This window comes from Longimicrobium sp., assembly GCA_036389135.1.
In the GTDB taxonomy this organism is placed as follows: domain Bacteria; phylum Gemmatimonadota; class Gemmatimonadetes; order Longimicrobiales; family Longimicrobiaceae; genus Longimicrobium.
Genome location: DASVQP010000100.1, coordinates 1 through 22931 on the forward strand (window position 1 = coordinate 1; position 22931 = coordinate 22931).

Here is a 22931-nt window from a genome sequence, read left to right on the forward strand (position 1 = left end):
GGAGATGGTGATGCCGGGCGACAACGTGCAGATGGTGGTGGAGCTGATCACGCCGATCGCCATGGAGAAGGAGCTGCGCTTCGCCATCCGCGAGGGCGGCCGCACCGTGGGCGCCGGCGTCGTCACCGAGATCGTAGAGTAACCATCCGTGCGGGCGGCCGCGGCATGACCGCGGCTGCCGGCCGTTACTTCTGAGGGCCTGAGCCATGCGCGACATCATCATCCTCGCCTGCACGGAGTGCAAGGAGAGGAACTACAACAAGACGAAGAACAAGCGGAAGCACCCGGAGCGCGTGGAGTACAGCAAGTACTGCCCCCGGTGCAACAAGCACCAGCCCCACAAGGAAACCAAGTAGCGCTCCCGCCGCCGCCCACGGGCGGCGGCCCCGCTGCATAGGGCCGGCCCCGCGCCGGCCACAACCGTTCATCGCACCACGGTTTCCTTGCATGGCTGACACGACCCGTACGTCCGCGCGAGAGTTCCTCAGCGACGTGAAAGAGCAGGTCCAGAAGATCACCTGGCCAGACCAGGAGCAGCTCAAGAGCTCCACGGGCGTCATCCTCGCCTTCGTGGCGATGGTCGCCCTGATCATCTTCGGGATGGACATCGCGGTCCGCACCGTTCTCGACCTGATCCGCTCGCTTTTCGCGTGAGCGCGACGACCATGGCCGAGGCGAAGTGGTACGCCATCCAGAGCTACTCCGGGCACGAGAACAAGGTGCAGCGGCTGATCCAGCGCCGCATCGACGAAGAGCCGGGCGAGCCGCAGGAGAAGCAGATCCAGGAAGTGCTGGTCCCCACGCAGGAAGTGGTGGAGATCCGCAACGGCAAGCGCGTCACCGTTACGCGCAAGCTGTACCCTGGCTACGTGCTGGTGAAGATGGTGAGCAACCAGCGCACGGTGAACCTCGTCAACGGCATCCAGGGCGTCATCAAGTTCCTGGGGTCCGGCGCCGAGCCGCAGTCGCTCTCCGAAGACGAGCTGGCCAAGATCTTCGGGCAGGAGGCGGAGCCGGTGGCGGGGGCGGAGGAGCCAGTGGTGCTCATCCCCTTCACGCACGGGCAGGTGGTGGAGGTCACGGACGGGCCGTTCAAGGAGTTCAGCGGCACCGTCCAGGACATCGACCACGACAAGGGGAAGGTAAAGGTGGAGGTGTCGCTCTTCGGGCGCCCCACCTCCATCGAGCTGGACTACACGCAGCTTCGCGGATTCTGATCTCTGAGGTCGTACGATGGCTAAGAAAGTAACCGGCTTCATCAAGCTCCAGGTTCCCGCAGGGGCCGCCAACCCGGCCCCTCCCGTCGGCCCCGCGCTGGGCCAGCACGGCGTGAACATCATGGAGTTCTGCAAGCAGTTCAACGCGCGCACGCAGGGTCAGCCCGGGATGATCATCCCGGTGGAGATCACCGTGTACGCGGACCGCTCCTTCACCTTCATCACCAAGACGCCCCCCGCGGCCGTCCTGCTGAAGAAGGCGGCGGGTGTGGACAAGGGCTCGGCTTCTTCCAAGAAGACCAAGATCGGGCGCGTCACGCAGGACCAGGTGCGCCAGATCGCCGAGACCAAGATGCCCGACCTGAACGCGGCGGACCTCGACGGCGCCATGCGCATGATCGCGGGAACGGCGCGTTCGATGGGGCTGGAGATCGTGGGATAACGGAAGTGCCAAGTGCTAAGTGCTAAGTGCTAAGTAACCGCACTTCAGCACTTAGGACTTAGCACTCAGGACTTCCCGCATTCGATCTCGCATTACGACGGGCGCCCGCGCCGCGTCGGAGGCAGGAGAAGCGGAGCGAGGGGCGGACACCAGGGAGCGGTCTCCTGCCCTCCCGTGCCGGCAACGGCGCAGACCCTCGTTCCCGTCCGTCGACCACTCCGGGGTGGGTGACCCCGCAGCGGGAGGACTCGTCATCAGGATCACCTGAGGGAGTACATGCCCAGACACGGAAAGAAGTTCCGCGAGGCGCAGGCCCGTGTTCCCGAGGGGCAGAACTACAGCGTCCCCGAGGCGGTGAGCCTCGTCAAGGAGCTGTCGTTCGCCAAGTTCGACGAGACCGTGGAAGCGGCCGTGCGGCTTGGCGTGGACCCCCGGCACGCGGACCAGATCGTCCGCGGGGCCGTCGTCCTTCCCCATGGTACGGGGAAGACCGCCCGCGTTCTCGTGATCGCCCAGGGCGACCGCGCGCGTGAGGCGGAGGAAGCAGGCGCCGATTTCGTCGGCGTAGAGTACGTCCAGAAGATCAAGGACGGCTGGCTGGACTTCGACGTGGCCGTGGCCACGCCGGACATGATGGGCCAGGTGGGCCAGCTCGGCCGCATCCTGGGCCCGCGCGGGCTGATGCCCACGCCCAAGGCCGGCACGGTGACGATGGACGTCGCCCGCGCCGTCCGCGAGATCAAGGCCGGCAAGATCGAGTTCCGGACCGACAAGACCGGGAACCTCCACGTCCCCATCGGCAAGGTTTCGTTCGACGTGGCGAAGCTGGAGGAGAACCTGGGCGCGTTCATGGAGACCGTGATCCGCGCCAAGCCCTCCGCCGCCAAGGGGCAGTACGTGCGCGGCCTCACCGTGTCCAGCACGATGGGCCCGGGTGTGGCCGTGGACGCCAACCTGTTCCGGAGGTAGCCCGATGAACAGACTTGAGAAGGACGTCGTCGTCGGCGAGCTCCAGGACAAGCTGAGGGTTGCCCAGGCGTTCTACCTGACGGACTTCACGGGCTTGAACGTGAAGCAGATCACCGAGTTCCGCTCGCGCCTGCGCAGGCAGGGGGTGGAGTACGTGGTCGTCAAGAACACCCTGGCGCAGCGCGCGCTGGAGGGTCTTGAGCTGCCGGACGTGGCGTCTTCCTTCACCGGGCCCACCGGGCTGGTGATCGGGCGCGACGACGCGGTGGCCGCGGCCAAGGTGCTCACCGACTTCATGCGCGAGTTCGGCGACCGCCCGTCGGTGAAGGGTGCCGTCGTGGAGCGCCGCTCGGTGGACGCCGCGCAGGTGAAGAAGCTCGCCGACCTTCCCTCGCGGGAGGTGCTCCTCGCCCAGATCGCGGGTGGGCTGCAGGCGCCGATGGCGCGCCTCGCCGGCGGCATGAGCCAGCTTCTGTCCGGGTTCGCCCGGGCCGTGGACCAGCTTCGGCAGCAGCGGGAAGGCGCCGAAGCCTGACCCCGCACCGGGACCCACTGACGGGTCCGGGTGCACGGGACCGGCCGGGGCACGACGTTCCCGCGGTCCGAACATAGATCTAGCCTTCGCAACCTGTACTGTACCAGGAGCCTAAAAACATGGCCACCACGCTTTCCCGTGACGAGCTGCTCGACGCGATCGGCAACATGACCGTCCTCGAGCTCTCGGACTTCGTCAAGGCTTTCGAAGAGAAGTTCGGCGTGACCGCCGCCGCCCCCGTGGCGATGGCCGCCGCGGCCCCGGCCGGCGGCGCCCCCGCCGCCGCGGTCGAGGAGCAGACCGAGTTCACGGTGATGCTCACCGGCGCCGGCGAGAAGAAGATCCAGGTGATCAAGGTGGTGCGCGAGATCACCGGCCTTGGCCTCAAGGAGGCGAAGGACCTGGTGGACGGCGCCCCCAAGGCCGTGAAGGAGGGCGTCTCGAAGGAGGAGGCCGCCCAGATCCGTGCCAAGCTCGAGGAGCAGGGCGCGGGCGTCGAGGTGAAGTAGTGACGGAACGCCCGGGGTGTCGCGGGTTCGCCCGCGGCACCCCGGGCGGGGCCCTTCCCGTTCCCGTGGGGGCCGGGAGCCCAACCGTCCACTTTCACCCGACGGACAATGATTGCGCAGCTATCTCAATAGATACTGGACGGTACCGTACCCCGCCGGGTCTTCCGGTTGGGGTCGTTTGCGCTTCCCTGTTGATACCGGCGCATGTGGTACGATCTGGTGCGGGAAGTCCTGAGTCCTAAGTCCTAAGTCCTGGGTAATCGTTGTTCAGCACTTAGCACTTAGCACTTAGCACTTTAGGACCTACCCCCGCGCCGTCGCCCGGTATGACCTACGCCAGCACCCAAGGGAGAGCCAATTGGCTACGCTGAACAAACCGATCGTCTCCTTCGCCAAGCTCACGGCGGGGATGGAGCACCCCAACCTCCTCGACGTCCAGCTGCGCGCGTTCGAGACGCTGCTGCAGACCGACGCCGCCGCGCGGGAGCGCGAGGACGTGGGCCTGGAGCGTGTCTTCAACGAGATCTTTCCGATCTCGGACGTGAACGGCAACTTCTCCCTGGAGTTCGTACGGTACTCGCTCGGCGAGCCCAAGTACGACATGGAGGAGTGCATGGAGCGCGACATGACGTACGCCGCTCCACTCAAGGCGACCCTCCGTCTGGTGGTCTGGGAAGACCTGGGGGACGAGCGCCGTCCAAAGGACATCATCGAAAAGGAGGTCTACCTCGGTGACCTCCCGGTGCTGACCCCGCTCGGCACCTTCATCATCAACGGCGCGGAGCGCGTGATCGTATCGCAGCTCCACCGCTCGCCCGGCGTGGTGTTCGAAGAGAACATCCACCCCAACGGGTCGAAGCTGTTCAGCGCCCGCATCATCCCGTTCCGCGGCTCGTGGGTCGAGTTCACCGTCGACATCCACGACGTGGTGGCGGTGCACATCGACAAGAAGAAGAAGTTCCCGGCCACCGCCCTGCTGCGCGCCGTGGGCTTCTCGCGCGACGTGGACGTGCTGGGTGTGTTCTTCAAGCGCGAGAGCGCTCCGCTGTCGTCGTTCGAGGTGCCCACCGGGCGCGAGGCGCGGCGCGGCGACGCCTTCTACGGCTTCCTGGCCGAGGACGTGCCGGACCCGGCCATGCTGGGCGCCGAGGGCCCCATCCTGTACCGCGACGTGGTGATCCCGGGCACGGGCGAGGTGTTTGCCCGCGGCACGCGGCTGACGGCGGAGGACTACGCCTCCATGCGCGCGGGCGAGGTCTATCAGCTTCCGGTGGTGTCGGGCACGCTGCTGGCGCGCGCCGGCGACGAGCTGAGCGGCGAGACGCTGCAGCGGCTGAACCGCGCGGGGATCGACCAGGTGTCGGTCTTCCGCTCGGGCGGGCAGAGCGGGAGCGCGCTGCGCGCCACGCTGGCCAAGGACCCCACGCGCGGCACGCTGGACTCGCTCTTCGCCATCCACAACCTGGTGCGCCCCGGCACCGCCCCCGCGCCCGACGCGTGGACGGAGGAGGAGTTCCTGGAGGGCGGCGACTCGGTGGCGCACATCGGCGACTTCCTGCGCGACTGGAGCGAGCGCGACGGGCAGGCGACCGACCCCAACTCGCGCGACGCCCAGCGCTCGGCCGAGGAGCGCATGCTCCGCTACGCCCAGGAGCGCGGGATCCGCTACGTGTGGGAGAGCTTCCGCGAGGAGCGCTCCGAGCGCGCCGGCCGCCCCAGCCGCGTGCTGGTGTACGAGCTGAACCGCGTGGTGCAGGTGTACGCGCAGGTGTGGCGCCTCCTCTTCCAGCCCCGCCAGAGCCTGGTGGTGGCCGGCGAGATGTCGTCCGCGCTCACGCCGGGCACGGCGCGCTCGGACTACAGCGAGTACACGGAGGAGACGCTCAACAAGCGGTACGACCTGGGCCGCGTGGGGCGCTACAAGATCAACCAGCGCCTGGTGGACGCCTTCCGCACCCTCGGCTTCAGCATGCCGCCGGCGGGGATGACGGCGCTCACCGCGCAGGACGTGCTCGCCATCCTCTGGCAGCTGGTGGAGCTGCAGGAAGGGCGCGGCGACACGGACGACATCGACCACCTGGGGAACCGCCGCGTGCGGTCGGTGGGCGAGCTGATCGCCAACCAGTTCTCGGTGGGCCTCAGCCGCATGGCGCGGCTCGTCCGCGAGCGGATGTCGATCGTCTCCGACCCGGACAAGATCAACATCGACGACCTGGTGAACGCGCGCACGGTGTCCGCCGTGATCCAGCAGTTCTTCGGGTCGAGCCAGCTCAGCCAGTTCATGGACCAGACCAACCCCCTGGCCGAGATGACGCACAAGCGGCGTCTCTCCGCGCTGGGGCCGGGCGGCCTTACCCGTGAGCGCGCCGGCTTTGAAGTGCGAGACGTGCACTACTCGCACTACGGCCGCATGTGCCCCATCGAGACGCCGGAAGGGCCCAACATCGGCCTGATCAACTCGCTGACCACGTACTCGCGGATCAACGACCTGGGCTTCATCGAGACGCCGTACCGCAAGGTGGTGCGCTCGATCCTGCGCTACCCCACCACCGTGAAGCTCGAGGAGAGCGTGCGGCTGGTGCTGGGTGAGCGGGCCAAGGTGTTCGCCAAGAAGAACGAGGAGATCGACGCCGAGCGCGGCCGCGAGATCTTCCGCGCCATGATCACCGGCGCGGAGCTGGCCGAGGACGTGCCGGACTGGAGCGAGCTCTTCCCTCGCATGCTCGCGGGCGAGATCCCGCAGGCGGAGTGGGAGCCGCACGTGCTGGCGCTGCCCATCATGGCGCGCCGCGGCGAGCGGATCACGGACGAGCTGGCGGGCCGCATCGCGGCGCAGCCGGTGAACGTGGTGCGCGTGGTGAGCCGCCGCGCCGGGGCCCAGGCCCGCGGCGTGGCGCCCGAGGCGATCCGCAACCCGATGTCGCTGCCGGTGCGGGTGTTCGCGCCGCGCTCGTCGGCGGTGCTGGCCGTGCCGGGCACGGTGCTGACGCCCGACGTGGCTGAGGCGCTGCACACCCGCCAGATGGAGGGCCTTACGGTGGCCGAGTTCGGCGACACGCCGGACACGGTGGGGATCGACTACGTGAGCGGCGTCCCCTCGCTTCCCAGCGAGACGGAGATCGGGCGCGTGGCGCTGGGCGCCGTGGCGACCACCACGCACGTGGTGCCGGTGGTGACCTCCATTACCGCCTGGCTCTCGGCCAACGAGGAAGAGAACGCCCGGATCGCGCAGGCCAACGCGCCGCTCACGCCGGAGCTGACCTTCGGCGCAGAGTTCGTGCTGTGCCGCGAGCGGGGCGACTTCCCGCTGCTGCGGCCTGACGAGATCGACTACATGGACGTGGCGCCAGACCAGCTGGTGTCGGTGGCCGCCGCCCTGATCCCCTTCCTGGAGCACGACGACGCCAACCGCGCGCTGATGGGCTCCAACATGCAGCGCCAGGCGGTTCCGCTGCTCTTCCCCGACGCGCCGGTGGTTGGCACGGGCCTCGAGCAGACGGTGGCCGTGGACTCGGGCGCGGTGGTGGTTGCTCGGCGCGCGGGTCTCGTGAAGGAAGTGACCGCGGACCACATCCTGGTGGACGCCGGGATGGAGGGCGCGGGCGCGGCCGGCGAGCCGCTGCGCAGGCTGGCGCAGTTCGACCGCTACCGCATGAAGAAGTACTGGCGCACCAACCAGGACACCGCCCTCAACCAGCGCCCCATCGTGCGCAAGGGGCAGCACGTGGCCAAGGGCGACGTGCTGGCCGACGGCGCATCGACGGACGGGGGCGAGCTGGCGCTGGGGCGCAACCTGCTGGTGGCGTTCATGCCCTGGTACGGCCACAACTTCGAGGACGCCATCGTCCTCAGCGAGCGGCTGGTCAAGGACGACGTCTACACGTCGATCCACATCCAGGAGCTGGAGCTTCAGGTGCGCGACACCAAGCGCGGCATGGAGGAGATCACGCGCGAAATCCCCAACGTCGCCGAGGAGTCGCTGGTCGACCTCGACGAGCGGGGCGTGGTGCGCATCGGCGCGCGGGTTAAGGCCGGCGACATCCTGGTGGGCAAGATCACCCCCAAGGGCGAGACCGAGCTTTCCCCCGAAGAGAAGCTGCTGACCGCCATCTTCGGCGAGAAGGCCAAGGACGTAAAGGATTCGTCGCTCAAGGTGCCGCCCGGCGTGGAAGGCACGGTGATCGACGTGAAGATCTTCAGCCGCCGCATCGACGACCCGATCCTTGAAAAGGAGCGGGGCCAGCGCATCGGCGAGCTGCGCGCCTACGAGCGCGGCGAGATCGGCCGCATCGGCGAAGCGCGTGACGAGGAAGTGCGCGAGCTGATCCGCGGGAAAGAGGTCGCTCTCTTCCTGAAGCGCGGCACGGTGGAGCCCTTCTTCAACGAAGGGACGATGCTGACCGACGACGTGATCGCGGCACTGGACCTGAACGAGGTGGACCTCACCACGCTCAAGGTTACGGACCGCGCCACGAACGAGCAGCTTCGCCGCCTGATCGACGAGAGCAAGCGCCGCATCGAGCGGGTTCGCCAGCGCACCGAGAACCAGATCGACAAGGTGTTCCAGCCGGACGAGCTGCCCCCGGGCGTCGTGCAGCTGGTGAAGGTGTACCTCGCCGAGAAGCGCAAGATCTCGGTGGGCGACAAGATGGCCGGGCGCCACGGGAACAAGGGGATCATCGCCCGCATCGTGCCCGAGGAGGACATGCCGTTCCTTCCGGACGGGCGGTCGGTGGACGTGTGCCTCAACCCGCTGGGCGTGCCCAGCCGCATGAACGTGGGGCAGATCCTGGAGACCCACCTGGGGTGGGCGGCGCGGGTGCTGGGCTTCGAGGCCAAGACCCCCGTCTTCCAGGGCGCGTCGGAGGACGAGATCGGCGCGCTGCTGCGCCTGGCCGGTGCCCACTGGGCCCGGCAGGCGTTGAACGTGACGGCCGAGCCGCCCACTTTCGACGTGCACGACGCGCGTCAGGTGGCGGAAGCGGTGCAGGCGGTGGAGGCGGCGGCGGGGGTGCAGCCGCGCCCCGAGATGGGGATCGGCCGCGCCATCGACCGGATCGTGGGGACCCCGGCGGCCGAGGGGCCGCTGGGCGACAAGCTGGACGCGCTGCGCGACTACCTGGTGGCCGCGGCGCGCGAGCTGGTGGAGCGTGGCGAGGGGACGTTCGAGGCGGAGTTCCCGGCCGCCTTCGCCCTCACGACGACGAAGGGCGGCGAGGGGCTGAACGCGGCGCTGGAGGAGCACATGCTCCGCGCCGGGCTCACCCCGGGCGGCAAGGTGTGGATGCGCGACGGCCGCAGCGGGGCGACGTTCAAGAGCCCGGTAACGGTGGGAACCATCTACATGCTGAAGCTGAGCCACCTGGTGGACGACAAGATCCACGCGCGCTCCATCGGGCCGTACTCGCTGGTCACGCAGCAGCCGCTGGCCGGCAAGGCGCAGTTCGGCGGCCAGCGCTTCGGAGAGATGGAGGTGTGGGCGCTGGAGGCGTACGGCGCCGCGCACACCCTGCAGGAGATCCTGACGGTGAAGTCGGACGACGTGAACGGCCGCTCGCGGGTGTACGAGGCGATCGTCAAGGGCGAGAACCTTCCCGAGCCCGGGCTGCCGGAGTCGTTCAACGTGCTGGTGAAGGAGCTGCAGGCGCTGGGGATTTCGGTGACGCTCGGAAGTTAGGAATGGAAGTCCTGAGTGCTGAGTGCTAAGTGCTAAGTGAACGCGGGTCAGGACTTAGCACTTAGGACTTAGGACTTTGATCCGCAGCCGGCAGCACGACGTATTAACGGCCCGAGCAACCACCGCCCGGGACACTTTCGATAAAGGGGACACCGATGATCGATTTTCCCCGCGCCCGCGAGACACGCTCGCAGGACTTCAACTACATCCAGGTCAAGATCGCGTCCCCGGACGAGATCAGGGGCTGGAGCTTCGGCGAAGTGACCAAGCCGGAGACGATCAACTACCGCTCCTTCAAGCCGGAGCGGGACGGGCTCTTCTGCGAGCGCATCTTCGGTCCGGTCAAGGACTGGGAGTGCCACTGCGGCAAGTTCAAGCGCATCCGCTTCCGCGGCCACGTCTGCGACAAGTGCGGCGTCGAAGTGACGCTCAGCAAGGTGCGGCGCGAGCGGATGGGGCACATCGAGCTGGCCGTGCCCGTGGCGCACATCTGGATGTTCAAGACGCTCCCCTCACAGATGGGCTACCTGCTGGGGATGACGCTGCGCGACCTGGAAAAGGTGATCTACTACGCCACGTACGTGGTCACCAACGTCGGCGCGCAGGACGTGAAGCACTCGCAGGTGCTGGATGAGGACGAGTTCATCGCCCTCCGCGCCAAGGCGGTTGAAGAGGGCGATGCCGACTTCGCGGCCGACATCGGCGCGGACGCGGTGCGCAACCTCCTGCGCCAGATCGACGTCGACAGCCTGGCCGAGTCGCTGCGTGCGCAGGTGGCCACCGAGACGAGCCAGCACCGCAAGAAGATGGTGCTGAAGCGCCTCAAGGTGATCGACGCCATCCGCGCCTCCGGCGCCACCCCGTCCGAGCGCAACCGGCCGGAGTGGATGATCATGGACGTGATCCCGGTGATCCCGCCCGACCTGCGGCCCCTGGTGCCGCTGGACGGCGGCCGGTTCGCCACGTCCGACCTGAACGACCTGTACCGCCGCGTCATCAACCGGAACAACCGGTTGAAGAAGCTGATGGAGATGCGCGCCCCGGAGGTCATCCTCCGCAACGAGAAGCGCATGCTGCAGGAGGCCGTCGACGCGCTGTTCGACAACGGCCGCCGCAGCAAGGCGATCCGCGGCCGCGGCAAGCGCCCCCTCAAGTCGCTCAGCGACATGCTGAAGGGGAAGCAGGGCCGCTTCCGGCAGAACCTGCTGGGCAAGCGCGTGGACTACTCGGGCCGCTCCGTGATCGTGGTGGGCCCCGAGCTGAAGCTGCACCAGTGCGGCCTGCCCAAGGCGATGGCCGTGGAGCTCTTCAAGCCCTTCATCATCCACGAGCTTGAGAAGCGGGGCGAGGCGGAGACGGTGAAGCGCGCCAAGAAGATCGTTGAGCGCGACGACCCGCGGGTGTACGAGGTGCTCGAGGACATCATCCGCGACCACCCGGTGCTCCTGAACCGCGCCCCCACGCTTCACCGCCTGGGGATCCAGGCGTTCGAGCCGGTGCTCGTCGAGGGCAAGGCGATCCGCGTGCATCCGCTGGTGTGCGCCGCCTTCAACGCCGACTTCGACGGCGACCAGATGGCCGTGCACGTCCCGCTGAGCTTCGAGGCCCAGCTGGAGGCGCGCGTGCTGATGCTGTCGTCCAACAACATCCTGCTGCCCTCCAACGGCCGGCCCATCGCCGCGCCGTCGCAGGACATCGTGATCGGGTGCTACTGGCTCACCAAGGACCGCGCCGATTCGCCGCTCTCCTTTGCGGCCGACGCGGAGGAGCGCGCGATCCCCGGCGCCGAGCACGACACCACCCGGCTGGTGCGCCGCTTCGGCAACGTGGCCGAGGTGGAGATGGCGCTGGCGCACAACCTGGTGGAGCTGCACTCGCCGGTCTACTACCTCACCGACCCGCGCCCCGACGCGGAGCTCGACGAGGGCGAGGCCCGCAAGCCCGTCTGGATCGAGACCACGCCGGGCCGCGTGATCTTCAACTCCGTGGTGCCGGGGCCGATGGGCTTCTGGAACAAGACCATGGGGAAGAAGGAGCTGGGCGACGTGATCTTCAGCGCCTACCGCACGGTGGGGCTGGGCCGTACCGTCGTGTTCCTTGACGACCTCAAGGCGTTCGGCTTCCGCTACGCCACCTTTGGCGGCGTGTCGGTGGGGATCGAGGACATGAAGATCCCGGCCGAGAAGGACGAGATCCTTCGCGAGGCGGATGACGACGTGGCGCGCTTCACCCGCGCGTACAACAACGGCGTCATCTCCAACGGCGAGCGCTACAACAAGGTCATCGACACCTGGACGCACGCCAACAACGACGTGGCGGACGCCATGGTGGCGCGCCTGGCCGGCGACCGCGCGGGGTTCAACCCGGTGTTCATGATGATGAACTCCGGCGCCCGCGGTTCGCGCGACCAGATGCGGCAGCTGGCCGGGATGCGCGGCCTGATGGCCAAGCCCCAGAAGAAGCTGACCGGCGGCATCGGCGAGATCATCGAGAGCCCGATCAAGTCGAACTTCCGCGAGGGGCTCACCGTGCTGGAGTACTTCATCTCCACGCACGGCGCGCGAAAGGGCCTGGCCGACACGGCGCTCAAGACGGCCGACGCCGGCTACCTGACCCGCCGCCTGGTGGACGTGGCGCAGGACGTCACGATCAGCGAGGAGGACTGCGGCACGGTGCTGGGCCTGGAAGTGTCCGCGCTCAAGGAGGGCGAGGACGTGGTGGAGCCGCTCAAGGACCGCATCGTCGGCTTCGTGGCCGCCGACGACGTGGTGGACCCGATCGACAACGAGCAGCTCGTGGAGGCCGGCGAGCTGATCACCGAGGAGGTGGCGGACAACATCGAGGACGCGGGGATCCAGTCGGTCAAGATCCGCAACGTCCTCACCTGCGACAGCCGCCGCGGGCTGTGCCGCCAGTGCTACGGGCGCAACCTGGCGACGATGGGGATGGTGGACCTGGGCGAGGCGGTCGGCATCCTGGCCGCGCAGTCCATCGGCGAGCCGGGCACCCAGCTTACGCTGCGCACCTTCCACATCGGCGGCACGGCGGCCCGCATCGCGGCCACCACGCAGCGGAAGAGCAAGGTGGAGGGCATTGCCCAGTTCGACCGCATCACCGCGGTCGCCACGCCGCAGGGCGACCGCATCGTCACCTCGCGCGAAGGCGAGATCATCATGCGCACGCCGGAAGGGACCGTGCGCAGCCGCCTGGCGGTGCCGTACGGCTCCACCATCAGCGTGAGCGACGGCGACCAGATCGCCATCGGCGACCTGCTCTTCGCGTGGGACCCGTACAGCGAGCCGATCGTGGCCGACTTCGGCGGCACGGTGCGCTTCATCGACATCTCCGATGAAGAGACCGTGCGCGAGGAGCTGGACGAGTCGACCGGCCGCCGCCAGCTCGTCATCATCGAGGACCGGAGCAAGAAGCTGCACCCGATGATTGAGATCGTGGACGAGAGCGGCGTGAAGCTGCGCGAGTTCATCGTCCCGGTGGGCGCGCAGCTCACGGTGCGCGACGGCGAGGTGATCGCCCCGGGCGCCGCGCTGGCCAAGATCGCCCGCGAGGCGTACAAGACCCGCGACATCACGGGCGGCCTGCCGCGCATCGCCGAGCTGTTCGAGGCGCGCAAGCCCAAGGACCCGGCGGTCATCACCGAGGTGGACGGCAACGTGCGCTTCGGCGACATCAAGCGCGGCAAGCGCGAGGTGATCGTGATCCCGGAGACGGGGAACGAGCGGGTGTACGAGGTGCCGGTGGGCAAGCACCTCCGGGTGCACGAGGGCGACTACGTGCGCGCCGGCGACCGCCTCAGCGAGGGTCCGGTGAACCCGCACGACATCCTGCGGATCAAGGGTCCGCGGGCCGTGCAGGAGTACCTGCTCAACGAGGTGCAGGAGGTTTACCGCCTGCAGGGCGTGAAGATCAACGACAAGCACATCGGCGTCATCGTGCGCCAGATGCTCCAGAAGGTGCGGATCACCGAGCCGGGCTCCACGGAGTTCCTGGAGGGCGAGACGGTGGACCGCACGGTGTTCCTGGACGAGAACCAGCGGGTGATGGAGGCGGGAGAGGCTCCGGCCATCTCCGAGCCGCTGCTGCTGGGGATCACCAAGGCGTCGCTGACCACGCAGTCGTTCATCTCGGCGGCCTCCTTCCAGGAGACCACCCGGGTGCTGACCGACGCCGCCATCCGCGGCGCGCGGGACAACCTGCAGGGGCTGAAGGAGAACATCATCATCGGCCACCTGATCCCCGCCGGCACCGGCATCTACCGGTACCAGGAGGTGGAATTCGGTGCCGAGGGCGACGCTCCGGCGGCCGCCCCCACGCCCGCCGCCGAGACGGCGACGGTCGCGGGGTAGGGTTGGATGCAGGGCAGGAACGGAAGCGGCCCCGGGCAGAGATGCCCGGGGCCGTTTTTTCGTGAGCGGGGGCGGGCCCCCTCCCCCGCTCGTCACCTCGCGGCCCCTCCCCCAATAACTGCCTGGGGGAGGGGCATACGCACGGATCTCCGCGGGGTGCGCAATCCTGTAGGGGCGCGATTTATCGCGCCCGCCCTTCGCCTTCCACGACCCTCGCCCGCTGCACCGCCACCGGTAGGGGCAGACCTGCGTGTCTGCCCACCCTTCCCCCGCCTCAATCTTCGCCCACCGCACCGTCATCCGTAGGGGCCGCCCCACGTGGCTGCCCGTGCCCGCCCTATCTCAGGCCCTCGCAGCACGCGCGGGCAGGGACGCCTTCACCCCTCCGACGCGTACACCTCCACATCCGCGCCCTCCGACCCGAACGGGACGGTCTGATCGTACTCGAACCCCAGCTTCCGCAGGACCTTCACGGAGGCGGCGTTGCCCGGAGAGACGATGGCGAGAACGCGGGTGAGGCCCAAGGTGCGGCGCCCGTAGTCGAGGACGGCGGCGGCCGATTCGAGCGCGTAGCCCCGGCCGCGGAACTCGGGGAGGAAGGCGTAGCCGATGTCCGCGTCATCGAACTGCTCCCGGCGGAGGAGGCCGCACATCCCCACCGGCTCGCCGGTCTCCTTCAGCGCCACCAGGTACAGGCCGTGTCCGTGGGCCGCGTAGCTCGCGATGGGGCCGCGGGCCAGGTACTTCGCGGCTTCCTCCTCCGTCCGCACCCCGCGGTCGCCGATGTGGGCGATGAACGATGGGTCGTTGAGGAGCCGCAGGATGAACGCGGCGTCGTCGGCGGTGAAGTGGCGGACCGACAGGCGTTCGGTTACGAGGATGGTCGTCACGCGGAACTCCGGGTGTCAGCACGCACGAGTTTACCATTATCACACGGAGACGCAGAGGGGCACCGACAGAAAAGCAAAAAAGTTGTTCTCCATGGCTTGCCGTTCCCTCTGTGGCCTCTCTGTGTGATGCCTTTCTCTGTTTCAGCCCTCGTCGCGCCGCGCCTCCTGCTGTTTTCGCCGGTTAGCGGCCCAGCGCCTTCATGGCAGATTCGGGGTAACGCGTCCCCGCCGCGACTCCCTGCGGAGCCATCTCGTCGATCCGCGCCAGGTCGTCCGGGGTGAGCTCGACGCGGAGGGCGCCCAGGTTCTCCTCCAGGTACTTGCGGCGCTTCGTCCCGGGGATCGGCACCATGTCCTCCCCCTGCGCCAGCACCCATGCGAGGGCGAGCTGCGCGGGCGTGCACCCGCGGGTCCGCGCGATCTCTTCGATGCGCGCCACCAGCTCCAGGTTCCTGGCGAAGTTCTCCCCCTGGAAACGCGGGGAGTGGCGACGGTAGTCGTCCTCCGGGAGGTCGTCGATGGTGCGGAAGCGCCCCGTCAGGAAGCCGCGCCCCAGCGGGCTGTACGGCACGAACCCGATCCCCAGCTCGCGCACGATTGGGAGGATCTCGTCCTCCGGCTCGCGGCTCCAGAGCGAGTACTCGGTCTGCAGGGCGGCGATGGGGTGCTCGGCGTGCGCGCGGCGGATCGTCTCCGGCCCCGCCTCGGAGAGCCCCAGGAAGCGCACCTTGCCGTCGTCCACCAGCCGCGCCATCGCCCCCACCGTCTCTTCGATGGGGACGCCGGTGTCCACGCGGTGCTGGTAGTAGAGGTCGATGTGGTCGGTGCCGAGCCGCTTGAGGCTCGCCTCGCACGCCCTGCGCACGTACTCCGGGCGCCCGTTGATGCCGCGGAACGCCGGGTCCTCCGAACGGACGATGCCGAACTTCGTGGCGATCACCACCCGGTCTCGCTTGCCGCGGATGGCCTTCCCCACGAGCTCCTCGTTGGTGTAGGGCCCGTAGATGTCCGCGGTGTCCAGCAGCGTCACGCCCAGATCTAGCGCGCGGCTGATGGTGGCGAGTGACTCGTCCTCGTCGCCCTCGCCGTAGAATTCCGACATCCCCATGCACCCCAGCCCCAGCGCGGACACCCGCAGCCCGCCGCTCCCCAGCGCACGCTCCTCCATCATCCCCCTCCCGGTTCCACTCGCCGACGGTCTTCACGAAGGCGGGAACGTTATCGCACCACGTCACCGGCGCCAAGGCCGGGAGGGAAACCAGGCACCGGCGCCGGGAGATGACAAGGAGTCGGTGCTGCAACCAGGCCCCGGCCCCGCATCGCCGGGGGATGAATTGAATCCCCCGGCTGGAACCACGGGAAGGCGGCCGAAGCGGGCTCCAGAAACGCGGCATTGGACCCCGAGTCCGCGCAGGCGGACTTTGTGCTGTTGTTGCCGCGAGTTCACTCGCCCCAAACATCCAAAGCCCGCCCCCCTCCTCCCCCGAAAAACAAAACACTTGACGGACGCGCTCGCGTGCTGAATATTCAGCACGTGCTGTTTTTTCTGCACTTCCCTACCAGGCCGCATGGAACCGTCGCCACTCAGCCGCCGCGAGCGCCAGATCATGGACATCGTCTACCGCCGAACGCGTGCTACGGCCGCCGAGGTGCTGGACGACCTTCCGGATCCGCCCACCTATTCCGCCGTGCGCGCCGCGCTCCGCCTGCTGGAGGAAAAGGGCGAGCTGGCGCACGAGATGGATGGGAAGCGCTACGTATACCGGCCCACCACGCCGCGCAGCCGGGCGCGCACCAACGCGCTCCAGCACCTGCTCCGCACCTTTTTCAACGGGAGCCCGGAGCAGGTGGTCAACGCGCTGATCGAGGACACCCGCCCGTCCGCAGCGGAGCTGGAGCGCCTCGCCAAGCTCATCGATCACGCACGCCGGGAGGAGGTGGAAGGATGAGCCCGTTCGCGTTCCCCGACATCCTGGGCCTGGTGATCCGCACCACCGCCGTGCTCCTCGTGGCGCTCTGCGCCACCACGCTCCTCCGCCGCTCCTCCGCCGCCACGCGCCACCTGGTGTGGACGGTGGCGCTCGCGGGGGTGCTCGTGCTTCCGCTGCTGGAGCGCGTGGTCCCGGCGTGGCGCATCGTGCCCGTGCCCGCGGAGCTCGCCCCTGCGGCACCCGTGCCCGCGCCCGCGCTGGTGGAGGCGCCCGTGGCCGAGCGGCAGGCGCCGGCCGTGGCTCCCGCGCACGAGAGCGCGCCCGTGCCCGCGGAGAAGCGGATCGACTGGATGATGTGGGCGGTGGGGATCTGGGCGGCGGGCGGCATCCTTCTTTTGATGCGGCTCCTGTTCGGCGTCCTGCGCATCTGGTGGGTGGAGCGGCGGTCGTCCGAGCTGGCCGACGCGCGCTGGACCTCGCTCACGGACGGGCTGGCGCGCCGCCTCCGGCTGGGGCGCATGGTCACGCTGCTGCGCGGCGAGCACGCATCCGTGCCGATGACGTGGGGGATCGTGCGGCCCGTGGTCCTGCTCCCCGCCGAGTCGGACGACTGGAGCGAGGAGCGGCGCACGGTGGTGCTGGCGCACGAGTTGGCGCACATCCGCCGCTGGGACGCGCTCACGCAGTGGATCGCGCACCTGGCGGTGGCGGTGCACTGGTACAACCCGCTGGTGTGGGCCGCCGCGCGCCGCCTGCGGCAGGAGCGGGAGCAGGCGTGCGACGATGCGGTCCTCGCCCTTGGCGCGCGCCCGGCCGAGTACGCGGACCACCTGCTTTGCATCGTCCGCTCGCTGGGCAACGCTTCCGGCCCCGCCGCGGCGCTGGCGATGGCGCGCCGCTCCCAGTTCGAGGGGCGCCTCCTTGCCATCCTCGACGCCGCCGTGCCGCGCACCGGCGTGGGCCGCGCCGTGGTGCTGGGTACGCTCGCGGCCGGCGCGGCGTGCATCGTCCCGCTCGCCGCGCTGAGCCCGGCGCAGAACGCCGTCACGGAGCCGCTCGCCAGGGTTTCCGCGCGCATCGTGACGCCGGTGGTGCGCAGCATCGGCTCGGTCCAGACGCCCACCACGACCACCCCCGTGGCCGCGATGCGCCCCGTCACGCCGATCGCGACGACGAGCGCCCCCGCCGTGCAGCCGGAGCCCACGGGCTCCGCGCCGTCGGCCCCCTCGCTTCCGTCGCAGCCGTCGGCTCCCTCGCAGCCGTCCGTGCCCTCGCAGCTGTCGCCGCCGCCCGCGCTTCCAGCGGCCACCACGGTGAGCGCGATGATCGGCGCCATCCAGCAGCCCGGCGGCGTGGACCTGTACGACGACATCATCCGCATGGCCGCGGGGATGGAGTCTTCGACGGAGCGCCGCCTGGTGCTCCTGGAGCTGCTCAACCGCGGCGACCTGCGACGCGAGCACGTGGTCGCGATCATCGAGGCGACCCGCACCATGTCTTCGGACACGGAGCGCCGCCTGGTGCTGAGCGAGGCGGTCGTGCACCGCGCGCTCGGCGGCACGCTTCCGCCCGCGCTGCACACGGTGCTGGAGAGCTTCTCGTCGTGCACCGACGAGCGCCTGGTGCTGGTCACCGTCCTGGAGAAGCTGCGCCCCAGCGCGGGCTCGATGGCGGCGATCTTCCGCACGGTGTCGAAGATGGATTCCGACACGGAGAAGCGGATCGTGCTCGCGTCGGCCGCCGCGCACCAGCCGATCGACGGGTCCGTGCGCGAGGCGTACATGGCCGCCGCCAACTCCATCGGCTCGGAGACGGACCGGCGGCTGGCCCTCTCCGCGTTGCTGAGACGCGCCGGGGCCAATACCGCCGCCGCCCCGGCCGCGCCCCGCGCCGTGCCGCCTTCCGCGGGTGGGGTGTGGAACACCACGACCGAGCTGAAGGGGGACCACAACGGCCGGACCGCGTACCAGCTCAACTTGCGCGCCCGCAACGTCCGCCTGAACCGCGCCGGGAATGACGTGGCCGAGGTGCTCGCGGGAGGTGCGCTCGAGATCGAGCACGTCCTCCACGGCGGCTATCCGGATTCGGATCCGCAGCTCACCGGCAAGTCCGTCACGCGCAGCCTGAGCGTGCGCCGCGGCCCGGATGGCGGGCTGGTCCGTACCTACCGCGTCAACGGCGCCGAGCGCGCCTTCGACAGCGAAGCCCGCACCTGGCTCGCGGGCGTCCTCACCCGCGCGCGGTAGAGCGACGTGCGAACCCCTCGGAGCGCGCAGTAGATCCTTCGCTCCGCGGCAAAGGGTGGAGAACGGGAGAGGACGGTGAAGCGCGTCGCTCAGGATGACAAAAAACGGATTGTCATCCTGAGAAAGCCGCCCCGCGGACGCCGTCCCGTCCCGCCGGACTCCTGCGGGGAGCGAAGGATCTAGCCGGCGAGGCAAGTGGACGGCGCGACGAGCGGGCCCCTTGATGACGGATACGAGCAGCGATGTACGACCCCAAGTGCTGAAATTTCACCACTTGATCCGCCCCAAACCGGAGGAAACGATGCCCCGAACCACATCATACCTGAGCTGCGGCGCGCTGCTGCTGGCCCTTCTCGCCACGCCCGGCGCCGCGCAGCAGCGCGACGTGCGCGTGAACAACAGCAACTGGACGCACACCTCCGTCGACAACGGCCACCGCCTGGAGATCCGCGCGACGGGGGATGTGGAGCTCAACGACGAGGGCGACTGGGTGGAGTCGCTACCCTCCGGCGGGCGGCTGGTGGTGGAGGAAGAAGGGCGCGGGCCCGGGCGGCGCGCGGAGTTCCGTCCCGAGGGAAGCGGCGTGCGCGTTCTGTACTTCGTCGACGGGCGGGAGCGCGCGATGGACGCCGAGGGGCAGGCGTGGGTCCGCCGCACGCTTGGCCACGCGGCGCGCGAGGGCGGGCTGGGCGCGGAACGGCGGGTACAGCGCATCCGGGCGCGGCGCGGCGTGGGCGGCGTGCTGGAGGAGATCGGGCGCATCCGCAGCGACGTGGGCCGGCGGCAGTACTTCGGCGCCCTCTTCCGCGGCGACCCGATGCGCGACGACGAGTACGCGCGCACCCTGCGCGAGGTCGGCCGCATCCGCTCCGACGTGGAGAAGCGGCTGGTGCTGACCGGGGCGATGGGCGCGGCGCGCGGCGGGCGGCTGGCCTCGCTCCTGGAGGCGACGGGGACGATCGATTCCGACGTGGAGACGCGCCTGGTGCTGAGCCGGGTCGCCGCCGGCCACACGCTGGACGACGCGGCCGCGCGGCAGGCCTTCTTCGCCGCGCTCGACGGGATGGAGTCCGACGTGGAGCGACGGCTCGTCCTCTCGTCGCTCGTCACCCGCGAGACGCCGTCGCGCGCGGTGCTCCTGGGCGCGCTGCGCTCCACGCAGCGGATCGATTCGGACGTGGAGAAGCGGCTCGTGCTGATGCGGGTGCCCGTCGCGCGGCTGGAGGATGACGACGTCTCCCGCGCGTTCATGGACGTCACGCGCACCATCAGGTCCGACGTGGAGCGCTCGATGGTCCTTCGCCACCTGGCCCGGAGCGGCCGATGATCTTCCGTCTCGCCCCTCTCGTCTGCGGGCTGGCGCTGGCGGCGCCCGCCCTCGCGCAGACGCCGGCGGACAGCGCACGCGTGGGGCGCAAGGAGGCGCGTGCGGTGCGCGTCAACGGCGCCTCGCCGGTGCTCGACGGCCGGCTGGATGACGCGGCGTGGGCGCTGGCGCCGGTCCTCAGCGACTTCGTGCAGAAGCAGCCAAAGGAGGGCGCCGAGCCCACGGAGCGCACCGAGGTGAGGTTCGTGTACGACGCGGAGGCGCTCTACGTGGGCGCGCGGATGCACAAGAGCGATCCGCGCTCCATCCAGGCCCCGGTCAGCCGCCGCGACGACGGCAACCAGGCCGAGCACCTGTGGATCTCGCTGGACACGTACCTGGACCGGCGCACCGCGTACAGCTTCGGCGTCACGGCGGCCGGCACGCGCATCGACTGGTACCATCCCACCGACGACGAGAACGACACGGACGCCTCGTTCGATCCCGTGTGGACGGCCCGCGTCGCCCGCGACTCGCTGGGGTGGACGGCGGAGATGCGCATCCCCTTCAGCCAGCTTCGCTTCACCGCGGGGTCGGTGCAGCGCTGGGGGCTGAACCTGGACCGCTGGAACCCGGCCACCAAGGAGGATGTGTTCTGGATCCCCATCCCCAGCCAGGAGCGGGCGTGGGCTTCGCGTTTCGGCGACCTGGTGGGGATCGAGGGGGTGCGCCCCTCGCGCCGCGTGGAGCTGATGCCGTACGTCGCCGCCGGGGGCACCTTCCACGCCGCCCCGGGCGAAGGAAACCCGTTCGATGACGGCAGCAGCCTGGAAGCGCGCGTGGGCGGCGACCTCAAGATGGGGCTCGGGCCGGCGCTGACGCTGGAGGCGACCGTCAACCCCGACTTCGGCCAGGTGGAAGCCGATCCCGCGGAGGTGAACCTGTCCGCGTTCGAGACCTTTTTCGCGGAGCGGCGCCCCTTCTTCATCGAGGGGAGCCAGCTGCTGGCGGGGCGCGGGCCGGAGTACTTCTACTCCCGCCGCATCGGCGCGGCGCCGGCGGGGGACGCGGCGGGCGACTACGTGGACTTCCCCGGCACCAGCACCATCCTTGGCGCGGGGAAGCTGACGGGGCGGCTGCGCGGCGGCACCTCCATCGGCGTGCTGGCGGCGGTCACGGGCCGGGAGCACGCGCGCACCTTCACCACCGAAGGCGGCGAGTTCCAGCGTGTCTCCGTCGCCCCGACCACGGCGTTCGGAGTGGCGCGCGTGCAGCGGCAGTTCGGAAAGGCGCAGTCCACCGCGGGCGTCAGCTTCACCGGCGTCGGGCGCGCGCTGGACTCGGAAAGCCCGCTGGCGGAGCTCCTCCACCGGCAGGCGTTCGCGGGCGGCGCCGACTGGAACCTGCGCTTCAAAGGCGGCGAGTACTCCCTGAACGGCTACCTGGGCTTCAGCCACGTGTCCGGCGACTCCGCGGCACTCCTGGGCACGCAGCTCTCCAGCGCGCGCTACTTCGCCCGGCCGGACGCGGACTACGTGCGCCTGGACCCGCTGCGCACCGCCCTCGCCGGGTGGACGGGCTCGGTGGGCGTGGCGCGCAACAGCGGCCGCCACTGGCTCTGGGACGGCTCGCTGAGCGCCACCTCCCCCGGCTTCGAGGTCAACGACGCCGGCGCGCAGGGCACGGCGGACGACGTCTTCGGCTACGCGCGCGTCCGCTACCGCGAAACCAAGCCGGGCCCGTACCTCCGCGGCTACTCCATCTCGCTCTCCACGGAGAACCTGTGGAACTTCGGCGGCGTGAGGAACTTCACGGCGCTGCGCACGGACACGCGGCTGACCTTCAAGAACTACTGGGAGACGCTGCTCACCGGGTGGGTGGACCTCCGCTCGCAGAGCGACGATCTCACGCGCGGCGGACCGCTGATGGGCACGGGGCAGGCGTGGGTCACCATCGTGGACGTGTACAACAGCTCCGCGTCGCGCACCGGCCTCCGCGGTCGCATCTACTACGGCGAGAGCGAGCTGGGAGAGCGCACCTACCGCCTCCTCTCCACCTACTCGATGCGCCCCAGCCCGCGCTGGCGCTTCTCGATGACGCCCAACTACCTGCGGACGACGAACCCGCGCCAGTACATCACCACCCGCACCGGCGGCGGCGACGCGACGTACGGCAGGCGGTACGTCTTCTCCACCATCGACCGGAGCACCTTCACCACGCAGTTGCGGCTGACGTACTCGTTCACGCCTGACCTGTCCCTGGAGGGATACGCGGAGCCCTTTGCCGCCAGCGGGAGCTACCGCAACTTCGGCGAGCTCCCCACACCGCGCAGCCGCGAGCTGCGCCGGTACGGCACGGACGGCACGCGGGTAGATACGCTGGAAGACGGCACGCTGCGGGTAACCGAAGGCACCTCCACCTTCACCATCGCGCCGCGCGACTTCAACGTGCGCTCCTTTCGCAGCAACGCGGTGCTGCGCTGGGAGTGGCGGCCGGGAAGCACCCTCTTCGCGGTCTGGCAGCAGGACCGCTTCGCGCGCGAGCGGGAGGGGAGCATCGTGGGCCCCAGCGACCTGCTGGAAACGCTCAACACGGCGGGTGATAACATTCTCGCTCTAAAAGTCACTTACTGGCTGCCGGTGCGTTGATCGGCGGTCCGATTAACAAACCGTGAAACAACATCCTCACATGGAGACACAGAGGAAACAGCGAAGTAGACTGAGGATTACAACGTTTTCCTCCTTCGCTCGCTCTAACCTCTGTGTCTCTCTGTACGAGGCCATGTGCTAGGAAATTAGCGGAAGGATGAAACCCGGAGCGAAGAGCTTCGTACCTCCGCCGAGCC

The 22931-nt window shown here is 69.3% G+C and carries 15 protein-coding genes and 1 pseudogene; 14 read left to right on the forward strand and 2 right to left on the reverse strand.

Annotation, left to right across the window (positions count from 1 at the left end; genetic code table 11):
* From tuf to rpoC, 10 genes and pseudogenes are all read left to right on the forward strand, one after another.
* The coding region (gene tuf / locus VF584_21080) for an elongation factor Tu (GenBank protein ID HEX8212683.1) at positions 1-142 on the forward strand (142 nt) is incomplete at its 5' end.
* A gap of 64 nt (positions 143-206) precedes the next feature.
* A complete protein-coding gene (gene rpmG / locus VF584_21085) occupies positions 207-356 on the forward strand; it encodes a 50S ribosomal protein L33 (GenBank protein ID HEX8212684.1) in 150 nt (49 codons plus the stop codon).
* 91 nt (positions 357-447) lie between these two features.
* On the forward strand, positions 448-654 hold the full coding sequence (gene secE / locus VF584_21090) for a preprotein translocase subunit SecE (GenBank protein HEX8212685.1): 207 nt from the start codon (positions 448-450) through the stop codon (positions 652-654).
* Positions 651-1217, forward strand: a complete 567-nt coding sequence (gene nusG, locus VF584_21095; GenBank protein ID HEX8212686.1) for a transcription termination/antitermination protein NusG — start codon at positions 651-653, stop codon at positions 1215-1217. Before secE ends, nusG begins: the two co-directional genes overlap by 4 nt.
* A 16-nt stretch (positions 1218-1233) precedes the next feature.
* Complete coding sequence (rplK, locus tag VF584_21100; protein HEX8212687.1) at positions 1234-1659, forward strand: 50S ribosomal protein L11; 426 nt, start codon at positions 1234-1236, stop codon at positions 1657-1659.
* 276 nt (positions 1660-1935) lie between these two features.
* A complete protein-coding gene (rplA, locus tag VF584_21105; protein HEX8212688.1) occupies positions 1936-2628 on the forward strand; it encodes a 50S ribosomal protein L1 in 693 nt (230 codons plus the stop codon).
* Positions 2629-2632: 4 nt separating this feature from the next.
* A complete protein-coding gene (gene rplJ, locus VF584_21110; protein ID HEX8212689.1) occupies positions 2633-3163 on the forward strand; it encodes a 50S ribosomal protein L10 in 531 nt (176 codons plus the stop codon).
* Positions 3164-3282: 119 nt separating this feature from the next.
* The gene (rplL, locus tag VF584_21115) at positions 3283-3672 is read left to right on the forward strand and encodes a 50S ribosomal protein L7/L12 (protein ID HEX8212690.1); all 390 of its coding nucleotides are present in this window, start codon (positions 3283-3285) and stop codon (positions 3670-3672) included.
* 358 nt (positions 3673-4030) lie between these two features.
* Positions 4031-9334 (forward strand): annotated as a pseudogene (locus VF584_21120) (DNA-directed RNA polymerase subunit beta).
* A gap of 170 nt (positions 9335-9504) precedes the next feature.
* Positions 9505-13713, forward strand: a complete 4209-nt coding sequence (gene rpoC, locus VF584_21125) for a DNA-directed RNA polymerase subunit beta' (protein HEX8212691.1) — start codon at positions 9505-9507, stop codon at positions 13711-13713.
* Between the two features lie 377 nt (positions 13714-14090).
* Here the strand turns inward: rpoC and VF584_21130 are convergent, their stop codons facing one another.
* Positions 14091-14603, reverse strand: coding sequence for a GNAT family N-acetyltransferase (locus tag VF584_21130; protein ID HEX8212692.1), 513 nt, complete (start codon positions 14601-14603; stop codon positions 14091-14093).
* 181 nt (positions 14604-14784) lie between these two features.
* A complete protein-coding gene (locus VF584_21135) occupies positions 14785-15774 on the reverse strand; it encodes an aldo/keto reductase (protein ID HEX8212693.1) in 990 nt (329 codons plus the stop codon).
* A gap of 397 nt (positions 15775-16171) precedes the next feature.
* Between VF584_21135 and VF584_21140 the strand changes: the two genes are divergently transcribed.
* The 4 genes from VF584_21140 to VF584_21155 all read left to right on the forward strand — a co-directional run bounded on the left by VF584_21140 (position 16172) and on the right by VF584_21155 (position 22734).
* A complete protein-coding gene (locus VF584_21140; GenBank protein HEX8212694.1) occupies positions 16172-16552 on the forward strand; it encodes a BlaI/MecI/CopY family transcriptional regulator in 381 nt (126 codons plus the stop codon).
* Positions 16549-18780, forward strand: a complete 2232-nt coding sequence (locus VF584_21145; GenBank protein ID HEX8212695.1) for a M56 family metallopeptidase — start codon at positions 16549-16551, stop codon at positions 18778-18780. Before VF584_21140 ends, VF584_21145 begins: the two co-directional genes overlap by 4 nt.
* 301 nt (positions 18781-19081) lie before the next feature.
* Positions 19082-20107: a hypothetical protein gene (locus VF584_21150; protein ID HEX8212696.1), complete on the forward strand. Its 1026-nt coding sequence runs from the start codon at positions 19082-19084 to the stop codon at positions 20105-20107.
* Positions 20104-22734 (forward strand): DUF5916 domain-containing protein, encoded by a 2631-nt coding sequence (locus VF584_21155; protein ID HEX8212697.1) that lies wholly within the window; start codon positions 20104-20106, stop codon positions 22732-22734. Before VF584_21150 ends, VF584_21155 begins: the two co-directional genes overlap by 4 nt.
* Positions 22735-22931: the final 197 nt, after the last annotated feature.